Annotated in this window: 15 protein-coding genes, 1 tRNA gene and 1 riboswitch; of the genes, 11 read left to right on the top strand and 5 right to left on the bottom strand. The window is 62.4% G+C overall.

Annotated elements, in window-relative coordinates; all coding sequences use genetic code 11:
* Positions 1 to 1506 carry an efflux transporter outer membrane subunit gene (locus HDE76_RS20100; protein ID WP_255457922.1) on the top strand — a complete coding sequence of 502 codons (1506 nt, stop codon included), beginning with the start codon at positions 1 to 3 and terminating at the stop codon, positions 1504 to 1506.
* A gap of 177 nt (positions 1507 to 1683) precedes the next feature.
* Here the strand turns inward: HDE76_RS20100 and HDE76_RS20095 are convergent, their stop codons facing one another.
* Positions 1684 to 3030, bottom strand: a complete 1347-nt coding sequence (locus HDE76_RS20095; RefSeq protein WP_179482704.1) for a hypothetical protein — start codon at positions 3028 to 3030, stop codon at positions 1684 to 1686.
* A gap of 379 nt (positions 3031 to 3409) precedes the next feature.
* Here HDE76_RS20095 and rnt point away from each other — a divergent pair, with 379 nt between their 5' ends.
* From rnt to phoU, 6 genes are all read left to right on the top strand, one after another.
* Complete coding sequence (gene rnt / locus HDE76_RS20090) at positions 3410 to 4072, top strand: ribonuclease T (protein ID WP_179482706.1); 663 nt, start codon at positions 3410 to 3412, stop codon at positions 4070 to 4072.
* 164 nt (positions 4073 to 4236) lie between these two features.
* Positions 4237 to 5268, top strand: a complete 1032-nt coding sequence (gene pstS / locus HDE76_RS20085; protein ID WP_255457925.1) for a phosphate ABC transporter substrate-binding protein PstS — start codon at positions 4237 to 4239, stop codon at positions 5266 to 5268.
* Between the two features lie 165 nt (positions 5269 to 5433).
* The gene (pstC, locus tag HDE76_RS20080; RefSeq protein WP_179482710.1) at positions 5434 to 6453 is read left to right on the top strand and encodes a phosphate ABC transporter permease subunit PstC; all 1020 of its coding nucleotides are present in this window, start codon (positions 5434 to 5436) and stop codon (positions 6451 to 6453) included.
* Complete coding sequence (pstA, locus tag HDE76_RS20075) at positions 6453 to 7319, top strand: phosphate ABC transporter permease PstA (protein WP_184510143.1); 867 nt, start codon at positions 6453 to 6455, stop codon at positions 7317 to 7319. The genes pstC and pstA overlap by 1 nt, the downstream gene beginning before the upstream one ends.
* A gap of 31 nt (positions 7320 to 7350) precedes the next feature.
* Positions 7351 to 8121, top strand: coding sequence for a phosphate ABC transporter ATP-binding protein PstB (gene pstB / locus HDE76_RS20070; RefSeq protein WP_255457926.1), 771 nt, complete (start codon positions 7351 to 7353; stop codon positions 8119 to 8121).
* A gap of 90 nt (positions 8122 to 8211) precedes the next feature.
* Positions 8212 to 8937, top strand: a complete 726-nt coding sequence (phoU, locus tag HDE76_RS20065) for a phosphate signaling complex protein PhoU (RefSeq protein ID WP_179482716.1) — start codon at positions 8212 to 8214, stop codon at positions 8935 to 8937.
* Between the two features lie 111 nt (positions 8938 to 9048).
* Here phoU and HDE76_RS20060 read toward each other — a convergent pair whose 3' ends face one another.
* Genes HDE76_RS20060 through rnr form a run of 3 tightly spaced genes read right to left on the bottom strand, consistent with a single transcriptional unit; the run spans position 9049 to position 12694 of the window.
* Positions 9049 to 9342, bottom strand: coding sequence for a hypothetical protein (locus HDE76_RS20060; protein ID WP_179482718.1), 294 nt, complete (start codon positions 9340 to 9342; stop codon positions 9049 to 9051).
* Entirely contained in the window at positions 9339 to 10085 is a 747-nt protein-coding gene (gene rlmB, locus HDE76_RS20055; RefSeq protein ID WP_179482721.1) for a 23S rRNA (guanosine(2251)-2'-O)-methyltransferase RlmB, read from the bottom strand. Before rlmB ends, HDE76_RS20060 begins: the two co-directional genes overlap by 4 nt.
* A complete protein-coding gene (rnr, locus tag HDE76_RS20050) occupies positions 10082 to 12694 on the bottom strand; it encodes a ribonuclease R (RefSeq protein WP_184510142.1) in 2613 nt (870 codons plus the stop codon). Before rnr ends, rlmB begins: the two co-directional genes overlap by 4 nt.
* 281 nt (positions 12695 to 12975) lie before the next feature.
* On the opposite strand from rnr, the gene HDE76_RS20045 reads away from it, so the two are divergent.
* From HDE76_RS20045 to HDE76_RS20030, 4 genes are all read left to right on the top strand, one after another.
* Positions 12976 to 13062, top strand: a tRNA-Leu gene (locus HDE76_RS20045).
* 105 nt (positions 13063 to 13167) lie between these two features.
* Positions 13168 to 13632 (top strand): nuclear transport factor 2 family protein, encoded by a 465-nt coding sequence (locus tag HDE76_RS20040; protein WP_179482725.1) that lies wholly within the window; start codon positions 13168 to 13170, stop codon positions 13630 to 13632.
* Between the two features lie 170 nt (positions 13633 to 13802).
* Positions 13803 to 13930, top strand: a riboswitch (glycine riboswitch).
* Between the two features lie 40 nt (positions 13931 to 13970).
* Positions 13971 to 16847: an aminomethyl-transferring glycine dehydrogenase gene (gcvP, locus tag HDE76_RS20035; RefSeq protein ID WP_179482727.1), complete on the top strand. Its 2877-nt coding sequence runs from the start codon at positions 13971 to 13973 to the stop codon at positions 16845 to 16847.
* A 193-nt stretch (positions 16848 to 17040) separates the two neighbouring features.
* Complete coding sequence (locus HDE76_RS20030; protein WP_184510139.1) at positions 17041 to 19161, top strand: catalase; 2121 nt, start codon at positions 17041 to 17043, stop codon at positions 19159 to 19161.
* A gap of 99 nt (positions 19162 to 19260) precedes the next feature.
* Here HDE76_RS20030 and HDE76_RS20025 read toward each other — a convergent pair whose 3' ends face one another.
* On the bottom strand, positions 19261 to 22173 hold the full coding sequence (locus HDE76_RS20025; RefSeq protein ID WP_184510137.1) for a response regulator: 2913 nt from the start codon (positions 22171 to 22173) through the stop codon (positions 19261 to 19263).
* Between the last annotated feature and the right edge of the window lie 476 nt (positions 22174 to 22649).

Raw genomic sequence — 22649 nt, 5'->3', positions numbered from 1 at the left:
ATGCGCACTTATTCCTTGATGCACAAACACAAACAGCAGATGCCTCGACGCAGCGGCGTGAAACACGCTCTGGCTGCGGCTCTGCTCATCGCGCTGAGCGGCTGTTCGCTGGCGCCCACCTATCATCGGCCGACCGTCGACATGCCGGCTAATTACAAGGAAGCATCCGGATTGTGGACACCGGCCGCGCCGGCCGATACGCAGGCACGCGGCGACTGGTGGCATATCTTCAACGACGGCACGCTCGATGGACTGGAACGAAAGCTCGACGCCGACAACCCGTCGCTGGCCGTGGCGCTGGCCCACTACAACCGCGCGCATGCCTACGAGGGCGAGCTGCGTTCCGGACTGTTCCCGCACGTGGGCGTGGATGGCGGCCCTTCCGACAATCGCCAGTCGAACAATCGTCCACTGCGCGGCAGCAATCAGCCCAACGAGTACGACGCCGACACGGCGCAGTTTTCGGCGGGCTATGAATTCGATTTCTGGGGCCGCGTACGTAACGAAGTCGCCGCCGGCAACGCTGAAGCGCAGGCAGCCAACGCCGACCTGGCCACAGCCAAGTTGAGCCTGCAATCGCAGCTCGCCGATCTTTATATCCAGCTGCGCGGCTACGACATCCAGGCACATATTCTTAGCGATTCACTAGAGGCTTATCGCAAGGGTCTGGTGCTGACACAAAATCGCATGGAGGGCGGGATCGCCTCAGGTCTGTCGGTAGCCCGCGCCAAGACCCAGCTTTCGGATGCACAAGCGCAGGCCGCCGAAGTGACCGCACAGCGCGCGCTCACTGAACACGCCATTGCGACCCTGATCGGCGTGCCGGCGTCGAAGTTTTCGCTGCCGGCGTCGGACGTGCAGATCGGACTGCCCGCCATTCCTGCCGAGGTGCCGTCCGTTCTGCTGCAGCGTCGGCCGGATATCGCAGCCGCCGAGCGGCTCACCTTTGCCGCCAATGCCAATATCGGCGTAGCGCGCGCGGCGTTCTATCCCAGCTTCAGTCTTTCGGCGATGTTCGGCTGGCAAAACACCGGCAACGGCAGCCTGCTCACCGCGGGAAACCGCATGTGGGCGCTGGGCCCGATCGGCGCATTGAGCCTCTTTGACGGCGGCTTGCGGCGCGCGCGGGAGCGCGAGGCGAAGGCGAACTTCGATGAAGCCGCAGGTCAGTACCGCGTCACCGTACTCGCCGCGTTCCAGCAGGTCGAAGACAACCTGTCGCTGCTGAGCAATCTCAGCCGCGAGGCGCACGACGAAGACGACGCTGCCGCATCCGCGCAGGATGCAGCAGCGATTGCGACCAACCGTTACAGCGAAGGCATCGTCAACTATCTTGACGTGGTCACGGCGCAGACCAGCTATCTCCAGGCCAAGCGCAACGCCGAGCAGGTGCGCACGCGGCGGCTGCAGGCCAGCGTGAATCTGATTCGCGCGCTAGGCGGCGGCTGGAGCGATGCCGACATGAAAAAGCCGCCAGCCGGGCAACCGGTGGCGGCTGTTCCATGAATTCCATTTGAGGTACCGCACAAAAGCAAACGGCGGGCCATGCCCGCCGTTTTCCGTCCTTGGGTCGAACTCCTTTCCGATAACTCGATGCGGGTCAATCGTGGCAGGCACAGATGACACTTTCGAATCGGGGCGATGACAAATTGACTGTCATCGCCCGCTCTCCGAAAAATGCGATCAGAACTTGTAGCTCAGCATCACGCGGTTATACGTAAACGCCTCGTTGCCCGGGTTCAGATTGTTGATGCCACCCGACGAACGCTCCCAGCGATCGCGAATCTGGAAACCCTTCATGAAGCCGTCGAAGTTGTAGATGATGTCGAAGTAGGTATCGTGGAAATTGCCGTCGAGAACGGTGCTGTACTTGGCGTAGGCAGCGACCAGCTGCAGCTTCTTGTCGAACAGGTCGTAGGAGAACTTGACCTTCTCCGCATGGCCCGGACCGGTTTCCACCAGACCGCGAATCATCGACGTGGTGTACAGGGGGTCTGTCGCGTAGCTGGCGGTATAGGGCGAAATGATCGCGCCATCGCCGATGGTCGAACCGCTCTCCTGCTCCGCCTTGTTGTACATGAAGTCGATACGGCCGTTCGGGATCACCACGCCGAGGTCGGCACCCCAGACGCGGGCCTTCACGTTGGTACCGGCAATGCCGTTGATCTTGAGCTTGTTCTGCACCAGCACGTTATCCGAGCCACCACCGCTTTCGGTCAAGCCCTGCAGGCCGACGACCGGATTGAAGCCGGTACCGGTGTCGAACACGTAGCTGCCGTCGGCGTAGCCCATGCGAGCAAAGTCGAGGAAGTCGTAGTACCAGCCCTGTGCCTTCAGGCCACCGTTCACATAGGTGCTGCCCAGCGCCCACGTACCGCTGGTCTGCTTTGCGGTCAGCGGCAAGCCCTGGTTACCACCGTAGAGCGTGTCGCCCTGATACGCGCTGGCGTAATAGTTGTTGTCGTTGAAATAGTCATCCGACGTGCGGCTGCGGTAGCTGAGCTCACGGATACCGATGATGTTCCAGCCCTTCACCGGCGTGAACACTGCACTCAGCGCTTCATAAGAGCTGGGAATCAGGCGGCCGTCGCTATTGCCCATCCAAGGCGTATTCAAATACTGGTAACCGGCACGCGCCAGGACCCAGTCGTTCTTGTACTGCAGGTAGGCCTGGCTTAGCGCGGTCAGCGAATCGCTGGCGCCCATCAGGGTGGTATCGACCCGCTTCGGATTGTCGGCCAGCGAACCCAATGAATTGGCGCTGACAAGCGACGCACCGGCACTGAAACCATTCAACGAAGCGGTCTGTGCATTGAGCAGAATCGAGCCACCGAACGCACGGGCGCTGGGCTTCGCCGCGACGCTATAGTCGTAAGTGCGGTTGAAGTCATACAGGCGCAGCTCGCCGTCGACGTGACCCTGCTTGAACAGGTCACTGAAAGTGTTGATGTCGGCATCATCGGCGTGCGCGCTGATGCTGAGTGTGCCAAGCACGGCAGCGATGGCTGCAGCGACAATTTTGTTGCGCATGATTGTGGAGCTCCGCATCAAGTTAGAAAGAGTCGTGCGACGGAGCCGACACGTTCCAGTGCCTGTTAAATTGATTTAACGCCCCATCTCGAAGCGCAGCATGCCGCGCACGCGTTACGCTTACGTATACGAATGATGACACTTAGATGACAGTGGTCGCCACTGACGCTGGTTGTCTGCGGGAAATGGCAACCATGGAGAAACGGTTCTGCACCTCAAAAAACCGCCGCTGCTTCGCCACATAGTGATCGAGCGAGATGTCCGCTCTATGACATGTACCGCAGGGCCAAGCGCTTTTTGAGCGTCTTAATGAAAACGAAAACGCTTTCGCAGTCGCCGAACGACCGGGCATGGAAAACGCCAATGCTATGCTTCGATCATGTCTTATAGTCCGCTTACCTCCCCCGCACGCATGGCGGAACGCTTCCGCGGTTTTCTACCGGTGGTCGTCGATGTCGAAACCGGGGGATTCGATGCCGAGCACGATGCCCTGCTGGAAATCGCCGCGGTCACCATCAGCATGGATGCCGACGGTTTCCTGCGCCCGCACCAGACCATCTCGACCCATGTCGAGCCCTTCCCCGGCGCCAATATCGACCCACGATCGCTGGAAATTACCGGTATCGATCCCTACAACCCGCTGCGCGGCGCCTTGGCCGAACGGCTGGCTTTGGACCATATATTTCAAGCGGTGCGCCAGGCTGTGCGCGATGCGGAGTGCCAACGCGCGATCCTGGTGGGTCACAACGCGGCGTTCGATCTGGGCTTTTTGAATATGGCCGTGCGTCGCTGTGGCAACAAGCGCAATCCATTTCATCCCTTCAGCTGCTTCGATACCGTCAGCTTCGGCGGCCTGGCATTCGGCCAGACCGTGTTGAGCAAGGCCGTGCTGGCTGCCGGCCATACGTTCGACGGTCGCGAGGCACATTCCGCCGTCTACGATGCCGAGCGAACGGCCGACCTTTTCTGCACCGTGGTCAACCGCTGGCGCCAGCTTGAGCTTCTCGAACAGGAGCACGTCGGTCTGGGCGTCTTGTCCTGAGCCGTATTCACCGACTCACAGGGGCATGGGAGGCGCCCGATCGCAATTCATGACAACAATTTCTTGCGTTGTCATCTCCTTGAAACATTCATCTCATCTCATTGCAACACGAAAGGCCTGAAATGGCGGGGTCCAATCCTCCGCCCCTCCTAGGAGCTACCGTGTTGATCACTCGCAAATCCTCGTTCCGATTCGCCGCCGTCGCGGCCATCGCCGTGTCCTCGACGTTTGCCGTCGCCGCCCAGGCCACCGATATCACCGGCGCGGGCTCCAGCTTCGTGTATCCGGTCATGTCCAAGTGGTCCGCCGCGTTCGCCGAAAAAACCGGCAACCATCTCAATTATCAGTCGGTCGGCTCCGGCGCCGGCATCGCGCAGATCAAGGAAGGCACCATCGACTTCGGCGCGTCCGATGCGCCGATGAAGGCCGAAGACCTGCAGCAGCTCGGCCTGGGCCAGTTCCCGGTCGTGGTCGGCGGCATCGTACCGGTCGTGCACATCGAAGGCATTGCCGAAGACCAGGTCAAGCTCGACGGCACCACCCTGGCCGACATTTTCCTGGGCAAGATCACCAACTGGAACGACCCGAAGATCGCCGCGCTGAATGCCGGCCTCAAGCTGCCGGCCGGCAAGATCACTGTCGTGCATCGTTCGGACGGTTCGGGCACCTCGTTCAACTTCACCAACTATCTGTCCAAGGTCAACACGGATTGGGCGACCAAAGTGAAGTTCGGCACGGCCGTCGAATGGCCGACCGGCGTGGGCGGCAAGGGCAACGAAGGCGTATCGCAGTACGTGCGCCAGATTCCGGGCTCGATCGGTTACGTGGAATACGCGTATGCGGTGAAGAACAAGCTGGCCTGGGTCGACCTGAAGAACGCCAGCGGCAACTTCATCAAGCCGAACGCGTCTGCCTTCGCCGCCGCTGCTGCCACCGCCGACTGGAAGAGCGCCAAGGATTTCAACCTGGTCATGACCAATGCACCCGGTGCGCAGGCCTGGCCGATCACCGCCACCACCTGGGTGATCATGTACAAGACGCCGAAGAACGCCGCCAACAGCAAGGTCGCCTTCGACTTCTTCAAGTGGTCGCTGGAGCAGGGTCAGGCCGACGCCAGCGCGCTCGACTACGTGCCGCTGCCGGCACCGCTGGTGGCGCAGATCGAGGCTTACTGGGCGTCCGATTACAAGCATTGAAGCGACCTGACGGCGGTAGCAGTCATGCTTCCGCCGCACGCTGTGGATAGGCTAGACACCATGCCGCCCTTTTTCGAAAGGGCGGCTTTTCGCTGAAAGCGGTGGCCGCATCGGTAACACCACCGCCGCACCCTGCTACCTGTCAGTTTGAGGATCGCATCGCACATGTCAGCGCAACCCGGCACCATCGCGCCTCCCATGGTCGTGGAGCAACGCACGCGACGCGACGCGCGGCAGGAACTCTTTTTCCGATGGCTGCTCAAGGGCTGCGCCCTGCTGGTGCTCGCCTCGCTGCTCGGCGCTGCCGGCGCCACCCTGTGGGGCGGCCGCGAAGCCTTCGCCAAGTTCGGCTGGCACTTTCTGGTCAGCACGGCATGGGATCCAGGCAACGATGTCTACGGCGCACTGGTTCCGGTTTACGGCACCATCGTCACCTCGCTCATTGCGCTGCTGATCGCCGTACCGGTGAGCTTCGGCATCGCGCTCTACCTTTCCGAAGTGGCGCCTGCCTGGCTGCGCACGCCGGTATCTTCGGCGATCGAATTGCTGGCGGGCATACCCTCGATCATTTACGGTATGTGGGGGCTGTTCGTCTTCGCACCGTTCTTTTCCGCGCACATCAAGCCGTGGCTGACCAACAACCTGGGCAACAAGCCCGATGACGGCAAGCTGTCGTGGGTGGCCCAGCACGTGCCGTTCATCGGCAAACTGTTCGGCAGCGACTATCCCTTTGGCGCCAGCATCCTGGTGGCCGGAATCGTGCTGGCGATCATGATCGTCCCGTTTATCTCCTCGGTGATGCGCGAGGTGTTCCAGACCGTGCCGACGCGGCTGAAGGAGTCCGCGTACGCGCTCGGTTCGAGCACGTGGGAAGTGTCGTGGGACATCGTGCTGCCGTATACGCGATCGGCCGTGATCGGCGGCATCTTTCTGGGCCTCGGACGCGCGCTGGGCGAAACGATGGCAGTGGCCTTCATCATCGGCAACTCGATGACCTTTTCGGCGTCGCTGCTCGACCCTGGCACATCGATCGCCTCGACCATCGCCAACCAGTTCAGCGAAGCCAGCGGCCTGCAGAAGTCCTCGCTGATGGCGCTGGCGTTTCTGCTGTTCGTGGTCACCTTTATCGTGCTGCTGATCGCCCGGCTGATGCTCCGCCAGCTCAAGCGCAAGGAAGGCAACTGATGAGTGCGATCTATCTACGCCGCCGCGTCACCAACTGGATCGCCATCGCGCTGAGCACGCTGGCCACCCTGGTCGGCCTGGTGTTTCTCGCCTGGATTCTGTGGGAAACGCTGCGCCAGGGCATCAGCGCGTTGAACTTCAAGCTGTTCACCAGCATCACGGCCAACGGCGAAGACGGCGGACTGGCCAATGCCATGGTCGGCAGCCTGATCATCAACTTTCTCGGCATCGCCATCGCCACACCCATCGGTGTGATGGCTGGCACCTGGCTGGCCGAATATGCCAATCGCACCAAGCTGGGCGAGACGATCCGCTTCCTCAACGACATTCTGCTGTCCGCGCCATCGATCGTGATGGGCCTGTTCGTCTACACCATCATCGTGCTGCCCAGCACGGTGCTGACCCACGGTTCGACCACCTTCTCCGGTTTCGCCGGCGGCGTGGCGCTGGCTCTGATCGCCCTGCCCGTGATCGTGCGCACCACCGACGAAATGCTGCGGCTGGTCCCCTCGACGCTGCGCGAAGCGGCGCTGTCGCTCGGCGTGCCGCAGTGGAAGCTGACCATGCAAATTCTGGTCCGCGCGGCGCGCTCGGGCATCATCACCGGCGTGCTGCTGGCACTGGCGCGCATTTCCGGTGAAACCGCACCGCTGCTGTTCACCGCGTTCGGCAACAACTATATGACGCTGAACCCGATCGACAAGATGTCCAGCCTGCCGCAGATCATTTATCAGTACGCCAACGATCCGGGCGACACGATGCACGCGATGGCCTGGGCCGGCGCCTTCGTGGTCACCATGTTCGTGCTGCTGCTCAGCCTCGGCTCCCGCCTGATTTTCTCGCGCAACAAGGTTTCCCATGACTGATCCTGCCGTCGCCAACCACCTGGCGCAGACCATGGCCGCTCCCCTGGCCAGCACCAAAATGACGGTGCGCGACCTGCATTTCTACTACAACGGTTTCCATGCGCTGAAAGGCATCAACATGGAAGTACCGGAGAAAAAGGTCACCGCCATCATCGGGCCCTCCGGCTGCGGCAAGTCGACCCTGCTGCGTATCTTCAATCGAATCTACGCCATCTATCCGAAGCTGGAGGCGAAGGGCGAAATCGTGCTGGACGGCGAGAATATTCTCGACCCCGGTTATTCGATGAATCGCCTGCGCAGCAAGGTCGGCATGGTGTTTCAGAAACCCGTGCCGTTTCCGATGACCATCTTCGAGAACGTGGCCTACGGCATTCGTCATCACGAAAAGCTGTCCAAGCCGGATATGGACGGTCGGGTCGAACAGGCACTGCGCAGCGCGGCGCTGTGGGACGAGGTGAAGGACAAGCTGAAGCAGAATGCGCTCGGCCTTTCCGGCGGTCAGCAGCAGCGTTTGTGCATCGCCCGCGCCATCGCGCTGCGGCCCGAGGTGCTGCTGCTCGACGAACCGACCTCGGCGCTCGATCCGATCGCCACCAGTCGAATCGAGCAGCTGGTCGAAGAGCTGAAAAACGAATTTACCATCGTCATCGTCACGCACAATATGCAGCAGGCGGCGCGCTGCTCCGATCTCACCGCCTTCATGTACATGGGTGAGCTGATCGAGTTCGACCGCACCGAAAAAATCTTCACCAAGCCCGGCAAGAAACAGACCGAGGATTACATCACCGGTCGGTTCGGCTGAGCGTATAACCGATGCCTCTCCCTTGATGGAGAGGTCTGCGCGAACGGGCGAGCTGCGCGCACTCCCTACTTGATGCATGAGAGAACACCTATGAGCAGCACCGGCAAAGAACACATCATCAAGAGCTATGACGGCGAACTGACCCGGCTGACCGGCGAAATCGTGCGCATGGGCGAGTTGTCGGTGAGCCAGCTCGAAGCGGCCATCGACGTGATCGACCGCCGCGACGAACGCGCCGCCCAGCGCGTCGTCGGCAACGACGAGGCCATCGACCAACTCGAACAGGAAATCAGCCACGATGTAGTGCGCCTGCTCGCGCTGCGCGCGCCGATGGCCGGCGACCTGCGCAACGTGTTCGCCGCGCTGCGCATTGCGGCCGACATCGAGCGCATCGGCGACTACGCGGCCAATGTGGCCAAGCGTTCGATCCCGCTATCGATGGTGGCGCCGGTGGCGCCGACGGCCGGACTGAACTACCTCGCCGAGCTGGCCGCCACCGAAGTGCGCGACGTGCTGCTGGCCTATCGCGACCAGGACGCCGAGAAGGCCTACCAGGTCTGGAAGGACGACGCGGAACTCGACGACGCCTACACCGGCTATTTCCGCCAGCTGCTGACCTACATGATGGAAGACCCGCGCAATATCACCCCGTGCACGCATCTGCTGTTCATGGCGAAAAACATCGAGCGGATCGGCGACCACGCCACCAATATCGCCGAAAACGTGTGGTTCCAGGTCACCGGCGAGCCGCTGAACAAGCAGCGCACCAAGCGCGATTTCACGTCGAATCCTGAGCTCGGCAAGCTCGGCGAATAAGCCGAGCTGGACCATTGACGCAAAAAAAGAAGCGCATCACGCGCTTCTTTTTTCCGACTAACCGTCGTTCGCCCTAGCTGTACCTAGGTAAGAACCATCGCACGACGTCGCTCACCATATCGGCATGTTCTGGCCTTTTTCACGGGCGCGCTGGCGAAGCCGCGTTCCGTGCACGATACCGAACACGCCGATGATGACCCAGGCCAGTTCCATCAGGAACGCCGGCCAGTTGATCGGCCCCAGCCCGAAAACCAGCGATAGGATCACGCCGATCGCGCCCAGCACATTCAAGAGTTGGTAAGTCAGCCCGTTGCCACGGATCTTGTGTGCCTGCAAAAGTAGATAGGCCAGCAGCACAAAGAACACGCCGATATAACCCACCCAGTCGTGCCAAAAAAAAGTCATTTCACTGCACTCCGTTGACGCAAGGCTTCGAATAAAACCACACCGGTAGCGACGGAGACGTTAAGGCTCTCCATCGTGCCCGGCATCGGAATTTTCGCCACGAAATCGCACAGCTCACGCGTCAGCCGTCGCATGCCCTCGCCTTCGCTGCCGAGCACGATGGCCACCGGCCCCTTGAAATCGACCGTGTAGATCGACGTTTCCGTCTCGCCGTCCAAGCCGGTAATCCACACGCCAGCATCCTTCAACTCGCGCAGCGTGCGAGCCAGATTGGTCACCGCAATCAGCGGCACGCGATCGGCGCCACCGGCCGACGCACGGCGCACGACCGGCGTCAGGCCGACCGCGCGATCCTTCGGCACGATCACCGCGGTAACCTTGGCGGCGGCCGCACTGCGCAGGCAGGCGCCGAGGTTGTGCGGATCGGTGACGCCGTCGAGCACCAGCACCAGGGTGCCGCTGCCGTCGCGCTCCATCAGCGCCGCCAGATCGTTTTCATGCGCCATCGGCGGTGGCTCGTACAGCGCAGCCACGCCCTGATGGCGCGCCTCGCCGGCGAGCTTGTCCAACTGCTCGCGCGGACGATGGTTGACCGTGATCTTCAGCGCCTTCGCCCGCTCGGCCAGCTCGAGCACGCGCGCATTGCGCTGGCCCTGCTCCACCACCAGCTCGCGCACGCGCTCCGCGTCGTTACTCAATGCACCTTCGACCGGGTTGATCCCGACGATCCAGCTCTCACTCATGGTTTACCTTTCGGTTTCGGTTTACGCGGCCCGCGCTTGTTGCGGTTGCCGCCGGATGGCGCCGCGTTGGATGGTGTCGCCACGGGAGCCTGTGCGGCACGCCCCGAGCGATTCTGCCCCTGCCCTTTACCGCGGGAGCCGCTGCCGGAGCGGCTGGGCGATGCATCCGTCGATGCCGAACCGCGCCGCGGACGCTGGCCGGACTCGGCCGGCTTGTTCGACGCATAGGAACGCCGCGACGGCGGATTTTCGTCGTGGTCAACGTGTGCGGGCGCCTCCACCACGGCGACATCCTTACGACCGAAGGCACGACCGATGGCCTTAGCGGCACGACCGAACATACCCGGCGCCTTCGCTTCGGCCACCGGCTTTTTCGGCAGCGAATAACGCTCGCCCGCAGCGGCGTAGTTGTAAGCCTTGCCGGCCGCCTGCGGCGGAGCTGCCGCAGCACGCGTGGGCACCAGTCGGAAATCGATCTTGCGATCTTCCAGGCTGGCACGCAGCACCTGCACGCGCACATGATCGCCGAGACGAAACTGCGTGCCGGTGCGCTCGCCCTTCAGCAGTTTGCGGATCGCATCGAAGTGGTAGTAATCGTTGGCGAGCTGGCTGATATGTACCAGGCCGGAGACCTTGGATTCGTTCAGCTCCACGAACAGGCCGAACGAGGTGACGCCGGTGACCACGCCATCGAACTCGCTGCCGATATGCTTTTCCATCCATGCGCACTTGAAGCGCTCGTCGACGTCGCGCTCGGCTTCCTCGGCACGGCGTTCGCGCTGAGAACAGTGGATCGCCATCGCGGCCATTTCCGCCGGCGTATAGCTGTAATCGCTCGGCTTGCGGCCGGTCAGCGCAAAACGGATCGCGCGATGGACCAGCAGGTCGGGATAGCGGCGGATCGGCGAGGTGAAGTGCGCGTAGGCCGTCAACGCCAGACCGAAGTGGCCGCGGTTGTCCGGCTGATACGCTGCCATGCTCTGCGAGCGCAGCAGCACCGACTGGATCAGCTCGCGCTCGGGACGATCTCTGACCATACGCAGCACTTCGGAGAAATCGGCCGGCGTGACTCGATCGACCGACGGCATGCTCAGCTTGAACTCGCGCAGGAACTGCTGCAGGTCCTCGTACTTTTCCGCCGGCGGCGGCTCGTGCGCGCGAAACAGCGCGGGGATTTTCTTTTTCTCCAGATACAGCGCCGCCTGCACGTTGGCCGCGATCATGCACTCCTCGATCAGCTTGTGCGCGTCGTTGCGCTCGGTCGCGCCCATCGATTCGACGCTGCCGGTCTGGTCGAGGCGGAACTTCACTTCCGGCGTCTCGAAATCGATCGCACCGCGCCGCTTGCGCTGGGCCGCCATCGCCTTGTACAGCGCGTGCAGGTTCTCCAGCTGCGGCAGCACGTCGGCCACTTCCTGCAGCGCTTCTTCCTCGCGCAGCCCCACCGCCTGCCACACCTTGTCGTAGGTCAGCCGCGCGTGGGACAGCATTACCGCGTCGTAGAACTTCGACTTGACCACATTGCCTTCGGCATCGACCTGCATATCGCAGACCATGCACATCCGCTCGACTTTGGGCATCAGTGAGCAGATGCCGTTGGACAGGGTTTCCGGCAGCATCGGCACGACGAAACCGGGGAAGTAAGTGGACGTGCTGCGTTCGTAGGCCTCTCTGTCCAAGGCGCTGCCGAGGCGCACGTAGTGCGACACGTCGGCAATCGCCACGGTGAGTCGGAAGCCGCCACCGCGTCGCGGTTCGGCATATACCGCATCATCGAAGTCGCGTGCATCGGCGCCGTCGATCGTGACCAGCGGCAGCGAGCGGATATCGATGCGGCCTTCGCGCTCGGCCGCGCTGACCTGAGGTTCGACCTGCGCGGCTTCGCGCAGCACTTCGGCCGGCCATTCGTGCGGCAGGTCGTGGCTGGCGATCGCCATCTCCACCACCAGCGACGGCTGCAGGCGTTCGCCCAGCACCGCCTTGATCACGCCTTTGGGACCGCGCTGCGAGGTGGGCGGATCGGTAATTTCGACCACCACGATTTGCCCCGAGGTTGCGCCCTGTTCTTCGCCGGGTTTGATGACCACTTCCTGCAGAATGCGTCGGTCGTCCGGCGTTACCGAAGTGACACCGTTTTCAACGATGACGCGGCCGACCAGTCGCGATGAGCGCCGCTGCAGCACTTCGGCAATCGCGCCCTGGCGACGCCCGCGGCGATCGATGCCGACCACGCTGGCGAGCACGCGATCGCCGTGCATCACGGCGCGCATCTGTTGCGGCGAGAGATAGAGATCATCACCGCCCGCGTCAGGACGCAGAAAACCGTAGCCCTCGGCGTTGGCGATCACCAGGCCGGCGATCAGGTCGAGCTTTTGCGTCGGCGCGTAGCCGCCGCGACGTCCAAGCAGCAGCTGGCCGTCGCGGACCATCGCGCCAAGCCGCTTGCGCAGCGCCTCGAGATCGGTCTCGTCGTCGATCGCCAGCGCTTCGGCGATGCGCACCTCGGTCAGCAGCTCGCCGCGCTCTTCGAGCAGCGCAAGAATCGCCTCGCGGCTGGGAATGGGACGGTCGTACTTCTGCGCTTCGCGAGCCGCATGCGGATCACGCACGGCGCCGCCAGAAGCTTTGTTGCGAGGTGCCGAAGCACCGCCATTTCGCGGCGCTCGGCCGGCAGGTTTTGCGCGACCTTGGGTCGGGCCGGACTCTTGTCCGTTTCCGGACTGGCCCTTGCCAGACGGGGAGGATGTTTTTCTAGTCACTAAGTTACCTTGAGTTGTTCGCGGCGCGAAGGATGACACGACGCGATGAATAGGGTGAAAAGTGTTGACAAGCCACCGGCAGGTGCCTACATTACGCGGCTCACGCAGCTTGTACAGCCCAGTGAGACCCTGCCCGGGTGGCGGAATTGGTAGACGCACTAGCTTCAGGTGCTAGCGGGGGCAACTCCGTGGAGGTTCGAGTCCTCTCCCGGGCACCAATTGTAAACGAAGGCCGCCCCACAAAGGCGGCCTTCGTCTTTTGGGGAATCCGCGACGGCGTCGATCGGCGATACGATACGAACTCGCCACCTACGGAGTTCAACATGTCGCGTCCGCCGCTGCCGCCGTTCAACGAAGCCACCGCGATCCAGAAAGTGCGCATGGCCGAAGATGCATGGAACGGCCGCGACCCGGCCAAGGTCGCGCTGGCTTATACGTCGGACAGCCAATGGCGCAACCGTGCGGAATTCATCCACGGCCGCGCAGAGATCGAAGCCTTCCTCACGCGCAAGTGGGCGAAGGAACTCGACTACCGGCTGACCAAGGAACTATGGACCTTCGCCGGCAATCGCATCGCCGTGCGGTTTGCTTACGAGTATCACGACGACAGCGGCCAGTGGTTTCGCGCCTACGGCAACGAGAACTGGGAATTCGATGAGGACGGCCTGATGCGGCGGCGTCTGGCCAGCATCAACGAACACCCGATCAAGGAAACCGACCGCAAGTTTCATTGGCCGCTGGGTCGCCGGCCCGATGACGCGCCCGAACTGAGCGATCTGGGGCTTTGAACCGGCCGGCCACACTGTCGCAGCATCCGCTGCGCTAACGAATATCGCGTCGCTCTCCCTGTATAATTCGGGCGGTAAACGCATGGTGGGAGAAGCGGATGGCGCCAGACCGGCCATTCCGCTGCCGAAGACGCAACGCCCGTAATCGCTCAGGCTCCTGTACCACCACGCGCAAACACTCTGGAGAGACCGGTTCGATCCGGCGCCGAAGGTGCACGAAACGCCACATTGTTGACATCGACGTTGATCTCGACTGGCGCGTTTCCAAACTCTCAGGCAAAAGGACAGAGGGGCGCCCGACGTGCGGCACGGCACGTTGCCTTTGGATGCCTCCAGTCATGAGCCACAAACATTCCCCTTCCCTGCGCGAACTCGAGCATCACCACGCCTTCGTCGAGCGCCATATCGGCCCGAACGATGCCGAGATCGCGCAGATGCTGCACGTGATCGGCCATGAGTCGCTGGAAACGATGACCGACGCGATCGTGCCGGCCTCGATCAAATCGTCGGCGCCGCTGGCGTTGCCGCAGGCGATCACCGAGGTCGAAGCGCTGGCCAAGATCCGCGCCATCGCCGACAAGAACCAGGTGTTCCGCAGTTTTATAGGCCAGGGCTACTACGGTACGCACACGCCGAACGTGATCCTGCGCAATATCCTCGAGAATCCGGCCTGGTACACGGCCTACACGCCGTATCAGGCGGAGATATCGCAGGGCCGCATGGAAGCGCTGATCAACTTCCAGACGTTATGCGCCGACCTCACCGGCATGGAGATCGCCAACGCGTCCCTGCTGGACGAAGCCACCGCCGCCGCCGAGGCGATGACGCTGGCCAAGCGCTCGTGCAAGTCCAAGTCCAATGTCTTCTTCGTGTCGCGCGGCGTGCATCCGCAGACGCTGGAAGTGCTGCACACCCGCGCCGAAGCGATGGGCCTGCAGCTGCATATCGGCGATGACGCCGAAGCCGCCAGCGTCGACAGCTTCGGCGTGCTGCTGCAGTACCCCAACACCTTCGGCCAGATCCATGACTACAAGGCGCTGGCTGATGCCGCGCATGCGCGCGGCGCGCTCGTCGCGGTGGCGACCGACCTGCTGGCGCTGACCCTGATCGCGGCGCCAGGCGAATGGGGCGCCGACATCGTCGTCGGCAACTCGCAGCGCTTCGGCGTACCGTTCGGCAACGGCGGCCCACATGCGGCCTTCATGGCCTGCCGCGATGCGTACAAGCGCTCGATGCCGGGCCGCCTGATCGGCGTATCCATCGATGCGGAAGGCAAGCCGGCGTATCGGCTCACCCTGCAGACTCGCGAGCAGCACATCCGCCGCGAGAAGGCCACGTCGAATATCTGCACCGCGCAGGTGCTGCTCGCCGTCATGGCCAGCATGTACGCGGTGTATCACGGTCCCGAAGGCCTGACCCGCATCGCCCGTCGCGTGCACCGCCTCAGCGCGATCCTGGCCAATGCGCTGGGCAAGGCCGGCATCACCGTCGGGCCGGATTTCTTCGACACACTGCACGTGGTCGACATCGACGCCGAGGCCATCCACGCCAAGGCCGAATCGGCGCGGCTCAACCTTCGTCGCATCGACGGCCGGAGTCTCGGCATCAGCCTGGATGAAACCACCACGCGCGAGGACGTAATCGCACTGACCAAGCTGTTCGGCGCCGGTGTGGCCATCGACGACATCGACGCGCTGGATGCCAGCACCGACGACGCCCTGCCCGCCGGCCTGCGCCGCACCAGCGCCTTCCTCACGCATCCGGTGTTCAACACGCATCACAGTGAGCACGAACTGCTGCGCTACATGCGCGCGCTGGCCGACAAGGATCTGGCGATGGATCGCACGATGATCCCGCTGGGTAGCTGCACCATGAAGCTCAACGCCACCGCCGAGATGATCCCGGTGACCTGGCCGGAGTTCGGCAATATCCACCCGCTGGCGCCTTCGGCGCAGACGCAGGGCTACACCCAGCTGATCGATACGCTCGAGGCGATGCTGGTCGAATGCACGGGCTACGACGCGGTGAGCCTGCAGCCCAACTCCGGTGCGCAGGGCGAATACGCCGGCCTCTTGGCGATCCGCGCGTATCACCGCTCGCGCAACGAAGGCCATCGCGATATCTGCCTGATTCCCGAATCCGCCCACGGCACCAACCCGGCGTCCGCGCAGATGTGCGGCATGACGGTCGTGGTGACCCAGTGCGACGCCAATGGCAACGTCGACGTCGACGACATCCGCGCCAAGGCAGAGAAGTATTCCGATCGCCTCGCGGCACTGATGATCACCTACCCGTCCACGCACGGCGTGTTCGAGGAAGACATCGTGGCGATCTGCGACGTCATCCATCAGCACGGCGGCCAGGTTTACACCGATGGCGCGAACATGAATGCGCTGGTCGGAGTGGCAAAGCCCGGCAAGTGGGGCTCGGACGTGTCGCATCTGAATCTGCACAAGACCTTCTGCATTCCGCACGGCGGCGGCGGACCGGGTGTCGGCCCGTGCGCGGTCAAGTCCCATCTCGCCCCGTTTCTGCCGAAGAAGTTCGGCGAAGAAGGCGCGGTCGGCATGGTCAGCGCGGCCAGCAACGGCTCGGCCTCGATCCTGCCGATCTCGTGGATGTACATCACCCTGATGGGCAGCGAAGGCCTGCGCAAGGCGACCCAGGTCGCCCTGCTCAACGCCAACTATGTGGCCAAGCGGCTGGCGCCGCATTACAAGACGCTGTATACCGGACGCAACGGCCTGGTCGCGCACGAGTGCATTCTCGACCTGCGCCCGTTGAAGGACGCCACCGGCATCGGTGCCGAGGACGTCGCCAAGCGCCTGATCGATTTCGGCTTCCATGCGCCGACGCTGAGCTTCCCGGTCTCCGGCACGCTGATGGTCGAGCCGACCGAAAGCGAATCGCAGCACGAGCTCGACCGCTTCATCGACGCGATGATCCAGATCCGCGAGGAAATCCGCGCGGTCGAGGAAGGCAAGCTCGATCGCGAAGACAACCCGCTGAAAAACGCACCGCACACGGCGACCAAGGTCAGCGCCAGCGAATGGAAGCATGCTTATCCGCGCGAGCTGGCGGCTTTCCCGCTGCCCAGCCTGAAGTTGCAGAAGTACTGGTCCCCGGTGGCCCGCGTGGACAACGTGTACGGCGACAAGAACATCATGTGCGCCTGCATTCCGATCGACGCGTACAAGGAAGAAGCCGACGCCTGATCTGATCGACTGACTATTGCTCGATAAAAAGCCCCGCGTCGCGGGGCTTTTTTTGCCATCGTTTAGCGGCGATCGACCATTGCGCCATTCATCGATCTCTTCACAAACATTTGAAGCACGGGCAATTCACTTGCCGGAGCGCACCGTTGATAGACGTCCTCAGACCTCCACCATCGATCGCTTCGGAGAACCCATGGCCAACGCCAAAAAAAATTCCAGTGCTTCATCTAAAAAATCTGTCCCCAGCAGGCAGCCGGCAGTCAAGTCAAAAGATCGACGCGGCAACGGCGACGAGCTGCACCAGCTCGCCGGCGGCCAACACCCGCTGCTGACGACCAATCAAGGTCTGCCGCTGTCGGACAATCAGAATTCGTTGAAGGCTTCGCCACGCGGTCCGACGCTGTTGGAAGACTTCATTCTGCGCGAAAAAATTACCCATTTCGATCATGAGCGCATTCCCGAGCGCATCGTGCATGCGCGCGGCTCGGCCGCGCACGGCTACTTTGAGCTGACCAAGTCGCTGAAGAAATACACCACGGCAAAAATTCTCACGGAGGTCGGCGAGAAGACGCCGCTATTCACGCGCTTCTCCACTGTGGCCGGTGGTGCGGGCTCGATCGACACGCCGCGCGACGTGCGCGGCTTTGCGGTGAAGTTCTATACCAAGGAGGGCAACTGGGATCTGGTCGGCAACAATATCCCGGTGTTCTTTATCCAGGACGCGATCAAGTTTCCGGACCTGATCCACGCCGTGAAAATGGAGCCGGACCGCGGCTTTCCACAGGCCGCGTCGGCACACGACACGTTCTGGGATTTCATTTCGCTCACGCCCGAATCGATGCATATGATCATGTGGGCGATGTCCGACCGCACGATCCCGCGCTCGTTGCGGATGATGGAAGGCTTCGGCATCCACAGCTTTCGTCTGCTCGACGCCGAAGGCAAATCGACTTTTGTGAAATTTCACTGGCGGCCCAAGCTCGGCCTGCAGTCCACGGTGTGGGATGAAGCGGTCAAACTGGCCGGCGCGGATCCGGATTTCCACCGTCGCGATTTGTTCGAGTCGATCCAGGCCGGCGAGTATCCCGAATGGGAACTGGCGGTGCAGCTGTTCACCGAAAAAGAGGCCGATGCCTTCCCATTCGACCATCTCGACCCGACCAAGCTGATTCCGGAGGAGCTGGTGCCGCTCACGGTGATCGGCCGCATGGTGCTCGATCGTTACCCGGATAATTTCTTCGCCGAAACCGAGCAGGTGGCGTTCTGCCCGTCGCACGTGGTGCCCGGCATCGACTTCTCCAACGATCCGTTGCTTCAGGGTCGCCTGCACTCGTATCTCGATACCCAACTATCGCGCCTGGGTTCGCCGAACTTCCATCAACTGCCGATCAATGCGCCCAAGTGCCCGTTCGCCAATCAGCAGCGCGACGGGCATATGCAGATGCAGGTACCGAAGGGCCGCGTGAGCTACGAGCCGAGCTCGCTCGATCCCACCTCGCCGCGCGAAACGCTGGCCGGTTTTCGTAGCGCCGCGGTCGCCGACGCCGACGGCGCCAAGGGCCGCGTTCGCCCGGAAAGCTTCGCCGACCACTACAGCCAGGCGCGCCAGTTTTTCCGCAGCCAGACCAGGTACGAGCAGGCGCATATCGCTTCGGCACTAGTGTTCGAACTGTCCAAGGTGGAGACCCAGCATGTGCGCGAGGCTGTGGTCGGCCATCTGCGGCATATCGGCGAAGACCTTGCCCGCCGCGTTGCCGACGGACTGGGACTGGACGATCTCCCTGCCCTACCGGCAGCCGCGGTGGAAACGCAGGATACCAAGGTGTCGCCGGCGCTGCAGATCATCGGCAAGATGAAGGACACGCTCAAAGGCCGTACCGTCGGCATCCTCATTCACGACGGCTCCGATGCGGCCACGATCAAATCGGTGAAGAAAGCCGTCGAAGCTGCGGGAGGCGCGACGAAACTCGTTGCCACCCGCGTGGGCGGCATCAAGCTCAGCGACGGAAAAAGCACCGCAGCCGATGGCCAGCTCGACGGCACACCGTCGCTGATATTCGACGCGCTGGCATTGGTGCTGTCCCCGGCAGCGGGTAAACAGCTGGCCGGCGTGGCGGCCGCCGTGGATTTTTCCCGTGAAGCGTTCGGTCATCTCAAGGCCATCGCTGCCGACGAAGGCGCGCAGGCCGTGCTGGCAGCCGGTGGCGTCGGTAAGGATGCGGGCGTGGTCGATACCGACGACACCAAGGGCTTTATCAAGGCAGCGAAAACCCGCCAATGGGAACGCGAGGCCAAGCTGCGCACGCTTGCCTGAGCATGTGAAGCATGAAACTAGAAAGGCCGCCCGTTACGGGGCGGCCTTTCTTTCGAGATGTGACGGCTGCCGATGACCGAAGACATCAACAGCCGCAACTCACGACCGCTGTTCCTCGAAGGAATGCACGATCAGCTGATGCAACGCATCGGAACCGTACGGCTTCTGCAGAATGCGCGTCCGAGCGTCCAGATCGATACCGCTCACCATGTCGTTACCCGTCGCGAAAATAACCGGCAGATGCGGCTGCTTTTCGCGCAGGGCCTTGACCAAGTCGACACCGGACATATCGGGCAGGCCGACGTCGGTCAGCAGCAGATCGATCGGGTGCTCGTCGAACGCATTGATCGCCTGCGCCGCATCGCCCGATTCGATGACCGCATACCCTTTCGCCTCGAGAATATCCACGATACTTACGCGAATCATCCAGTCGTCCTCGCACACCAGAATGCGCCGCTTGCCGGTCGACCCGGAAACGTCCTCAGGGCTGGATACGGCCAACGGTGACTCGATCGCCATGGTCGCCTTTTCGTTGCGCAGCGCCTGGGCGGCCAGCACCTGACGCAGCTTTTTCGCCAGCGCCTCACGCGTATACGGTTTGGTCAGCAGGTCCACGCCTTCGTCGAGGCGCCCACCGTGCACGATCGAATTTTCCGTGTAGCCCGAGGTAAACAGCACCGCCAGATGCGGCAGCCGCTCGCGCGCCTTGCGCGCCACTTCCGGGCTTTTCAGCGAGCCGGGCATCACCACATCGGTAAATAGCAGGTCGATCGGAATGCCGCTTTCGATGACGGTCAGTGCACCCTGCGCATCGCGTGCCTTGAGCACCCGATAGCCGAGGTCGGACAGCAGCGCGACGACGGTGTCGCGCACCGCGTCGTCATCCTCGGCGACAAGAATGGTTTCCGTACCGCCCGTCACGACACCCGAATCGTGGTCGATGATCACGTCCTCGGTTTGCACCGAGCGCGGCAGATACAGCTTGATCGTGGTTCCCTGCCCCAGCTCGCTATACACCTTGATGTGGCCGCCAGACTGCTTCACGAAGCCGTAGACCATCGACAGCCCAAGCCCGGTACCGTGGCCTTCCGGCTTGGTCGTGAAGAACGGCTCGAACACCTGGCTGATGATGTCGTCGGGTATGCCGCAGCCGGTGTCGCTCACCGCCAGCATCACGTACTGACCCGGCATCGCATCGGGATTAGTCTGCACGTAATGATCGTCGAGCGAGGCGTTGCCTGCCTCGATGGTCAAACGACCGCGGCCGTTCATCGCGTCGCGCGCGTTGATCGCCAGATTGAGCAAGGCATTTTCCACGTTGGCCGGATCGATCAAGGTGTTCCATAAGCCGCCGGCGGCAATGGTTTCGATTTCGATCGCCTCGCCGAGCGCGCGACGCAACAGATCATCCAGATCGCGAATCAACCGCCCCAGGTTCACCACTTTGGGTGCCAGCGGCTGGCGACGGCCGAAGGCCAGCAGCTGCGAGGCCAGCTTCGATCCGCGCGAGACGCCGGCCATGGCGTTGACCACGCGGCGCTCGGCGCGTTCGTTGCCGGCCACGTCATTGCTGAGCAGCTGCAGGTTACCGCTGATGACCTGCAGCAGATTGTTGAAGTCGTGTGCGATGCCGCCGGTCAGCTTGCCGATAGCTTCCATTTTCTGTGCCTGGCGCAGCTGCTCCTGCGCCAGCGCCAGCGCGTGGGCATGCTCTTTCTCACTGCCTACGTCGCGGCCGACCGCGTGGATCAGACCATCGTTCGGAAACGCGTTCCACGATATCCAGCAGTAGCTCCCGTCACGCCGACGGTAGCGGTTCTCGAACTGAATGGCCACATGCCCTTCCGACATGCGGCCGACTTCGTTACGGGTCGATTCCACATCGTCGGGATGAAGCAGATCGAACAGGTTGCTGCCGATCAGTTCGTCTTCGTGCCATCCAAGAATGCGTGTCCACGCTGGGTTGGTGGCTACGATGCGGGCGTCGATCTGCACGATCAGGATCAGGTCGATCGACAGGCGCCAAATGCGGTCGCGCTCGATAGTACGCGCCGCCACCTGCTGTTCCAGCGATGCCGCGACTTCGCGCAGTTCCTGCTCGGCGCGACGCCGCTCGATGGCTACCCGCGTGCGATTGGCGACATCGCGCATGAAGATCAGCTCCGCGCTGGTCCATTCCCGCGCGCTTTCATGATTGGTATAGATGATGGCCACAAAGCCACCCTGCTCGGTAATCGGCATATTGACCGCCGACTGGGCACTGATGGCTTTGAGCTTGTCTGCGTTTTCAGCCGTGCGCGGATCCTTGTACGCGTCGGCGAAGACCACCGTGCTGCCGCGCTTGAGATCTTCGATATACGAGCCGTAGTCGCGAAAATGCAGCGTGCCGGCGATGGTTTGGATGCCCGGCGCATTCCAGTCACGTTCGATGGTAATCGTTTCGGCTATCGGATCGATGGTGCCGTAGCCGGCCCGGCTGACGTTGAGCGTGCGACCGAGAATTTCGGCCGAGGCGTAGGCCAAGTCGGACGTGTCGTCCAGATCGAACAGTCTGGTGCTCAACTCGCTGAGTGCTTGGTGGCGCAGCTCCGCCTGCTGGCGCTCGCTTTCGCTCGCGCTCAGTGCGATTTTGCTCTGCCGATGCTCGGAGATATCGCGGGAAATGCCAACGATCTGCGCCGGCATCCCTTCGGCCTGAAACGGCGCCAGGCTCACTTCCCAGCACATCAATTCGTGCTTTGCGTTATTGCAGCAGGCCTCAAAACGCGCCGTTCGCCCGGACGCCGCCTGCCTCACCGCGTGATCGATCCGCTCACGGTCCTGTTCCAGCCACAGGTCGAGGTAATGGAGCCCGGTGATGTCGCCGACAGAGTCCAGCCCCATAAGCTCGGCACCCCGCGCGTTCACATACAGAATCTCCCCCTCGGCGGAAAGTATTTTCACGCAGTCCGGGCTGGCCGCCAGCATGGCGGACATCACCTCGCGGGTGAGCTCAGGGTTTACATCGTGCATCGATCCGGTCTCGTCCACAGGGTGTGATCTGTCCCCTAGTCTAGCGGGGTATTCGTCAATCCCTTTTCACACACGATGGCCCGTCGATGTCGTGCGCATGGCGACGAAGCCGACTAAGAGCCTGTTCAAAGTCTCCACGTAGCTCGCGTTGCCTCGCCGTGGCCGCCAGATGGTGGTGCGTGGTGCAGCACTTGCCTGGCTGGCAAGTTAAACCGCGCGCTGCCGCCTGGCGGCCACGGCGCGGCAACCCGCAGGGCCGGGTCTGTTTGCCCGCCATCCGGCGTCATCACTCGGTCGTGGACGGACGTCCACTCCCTCGTTCTTCCTTGGCCTGCGTGCAAACAGCTCCCTGCGCGGGCCACGCGGAGACTTTGAACAGGCTCTAAGAGCCTGTTTACGATCTTCTGAGTAGGAGGGCCAGGAAGGCCAAATGGATGAACTGTAGGCTAGTGTTGAGCTGGCGCTCGCAGTTCTTC

The organism is Rhodanobacter sp. ANJX3 (assembly GCF_014200755.1).
GTDB lineage: Bacteria > Pseudomonadota > Gammaproteobacteria > Xanthomonadales > Rhodanobacteraceae > Rhodanobacter.
The sequence above is the reverse complement of the archived record's forward strand: the minus strand, read 5'-3'. Positions and strand labels throughout refer to the sequence as shown.

Excerpts from the sequence above, each read along its gene's own strand:
- HDE76_RS20100 (WP_255457922.1), top strand. The coding sequence starts at position 1 with ATGCGCACTTATTCCTTGATGCACAAACACAAACAGCAGATGCCTCGA.
- HDE76_RS20095 (WP_179482704.1), bottom strand. The coding sequence starts at position 3,030 with ATGCGCAACAAAATTGTCGCTGCAGCCATCGCTGCCGTGCTTGGCACA.
- rnt (WP_179482706.1), top strand. The coding sequence starts at position 3,410 with ATGTCTTATAGTCCGCTTACCTCCCCCGCACGCATGGCGGAACGCTTC.
- pstC (WP_179482710.1), top strand. The coding sequence starts at position 5,434 with ATGTCAGCGCAACCCGGCACCATCGCGCCTCCCATGGTCGTGGAGCAA.
- pstA (WP_184510143.1), top strand. The coding sequence starts at position 6,453 with ATGAGTGCGATCTATCTACGCCGCCGCGTCACCAACTGGATCGCCATC.
- pstB (WP_255457926.1), top strand. The coding sequence starts at position 7,351 with ATGGCCGCTCCCCTGGCCAGCACCAAAATGACGGTGCGCGACCTGCAT.
- phoU (WP_179482716.1), top strand. The coding sequence starts at position 8,212 with ATGAGCAGCACCGGCAAAGAACACATCATCAAGAGCTATGACGGCGAA.
- HDE76_RS20060 (WP_179482718.1), bottom strand. The coding sequence starts at position 9,342 with ATGACTTTTTTTTGGCACGACTGGGTGGGTTATATCGGCGTGTTCTTT.
- rlmB (WP_179482721.1), bottom strand. The coding sequence starts at position 10,085 with ATGAGTGAGAGCTGGATCGTCGGGATCAACCCGGTCGAAGGTGCATTG.
- HDE76_RS20040 (WP_179482725.1), top strand. The coding sequence starts at position 13,168 with ATGTCGCGTCCGCCGCTGCCGCCGTTCAACGAAGCCACCGCGATCCAG.
- gcvP (WP_179482727.1), top strand. The coding sequence starts at position 13,971 with ATGAGCCACAAACATTCCCCTTCCCTGCGCGAACTCGAGCATCACCAC.
- HDE76_RS20030 (WP_184510139.1), top strand. The coding sequence starts at position 17,041 with ATGGCCAACGCCAAAAAAAATTCCAGTGCTTCATCTAAAAAATCTGTC.
- HDE76_RS20025 (WP_184510137.1), bottom strand. The coding sequence starts at position 22,173 with ATGCACGATGTAAACCCTGAGCTCACCCGCGAGGTGATGTCCGCCATG.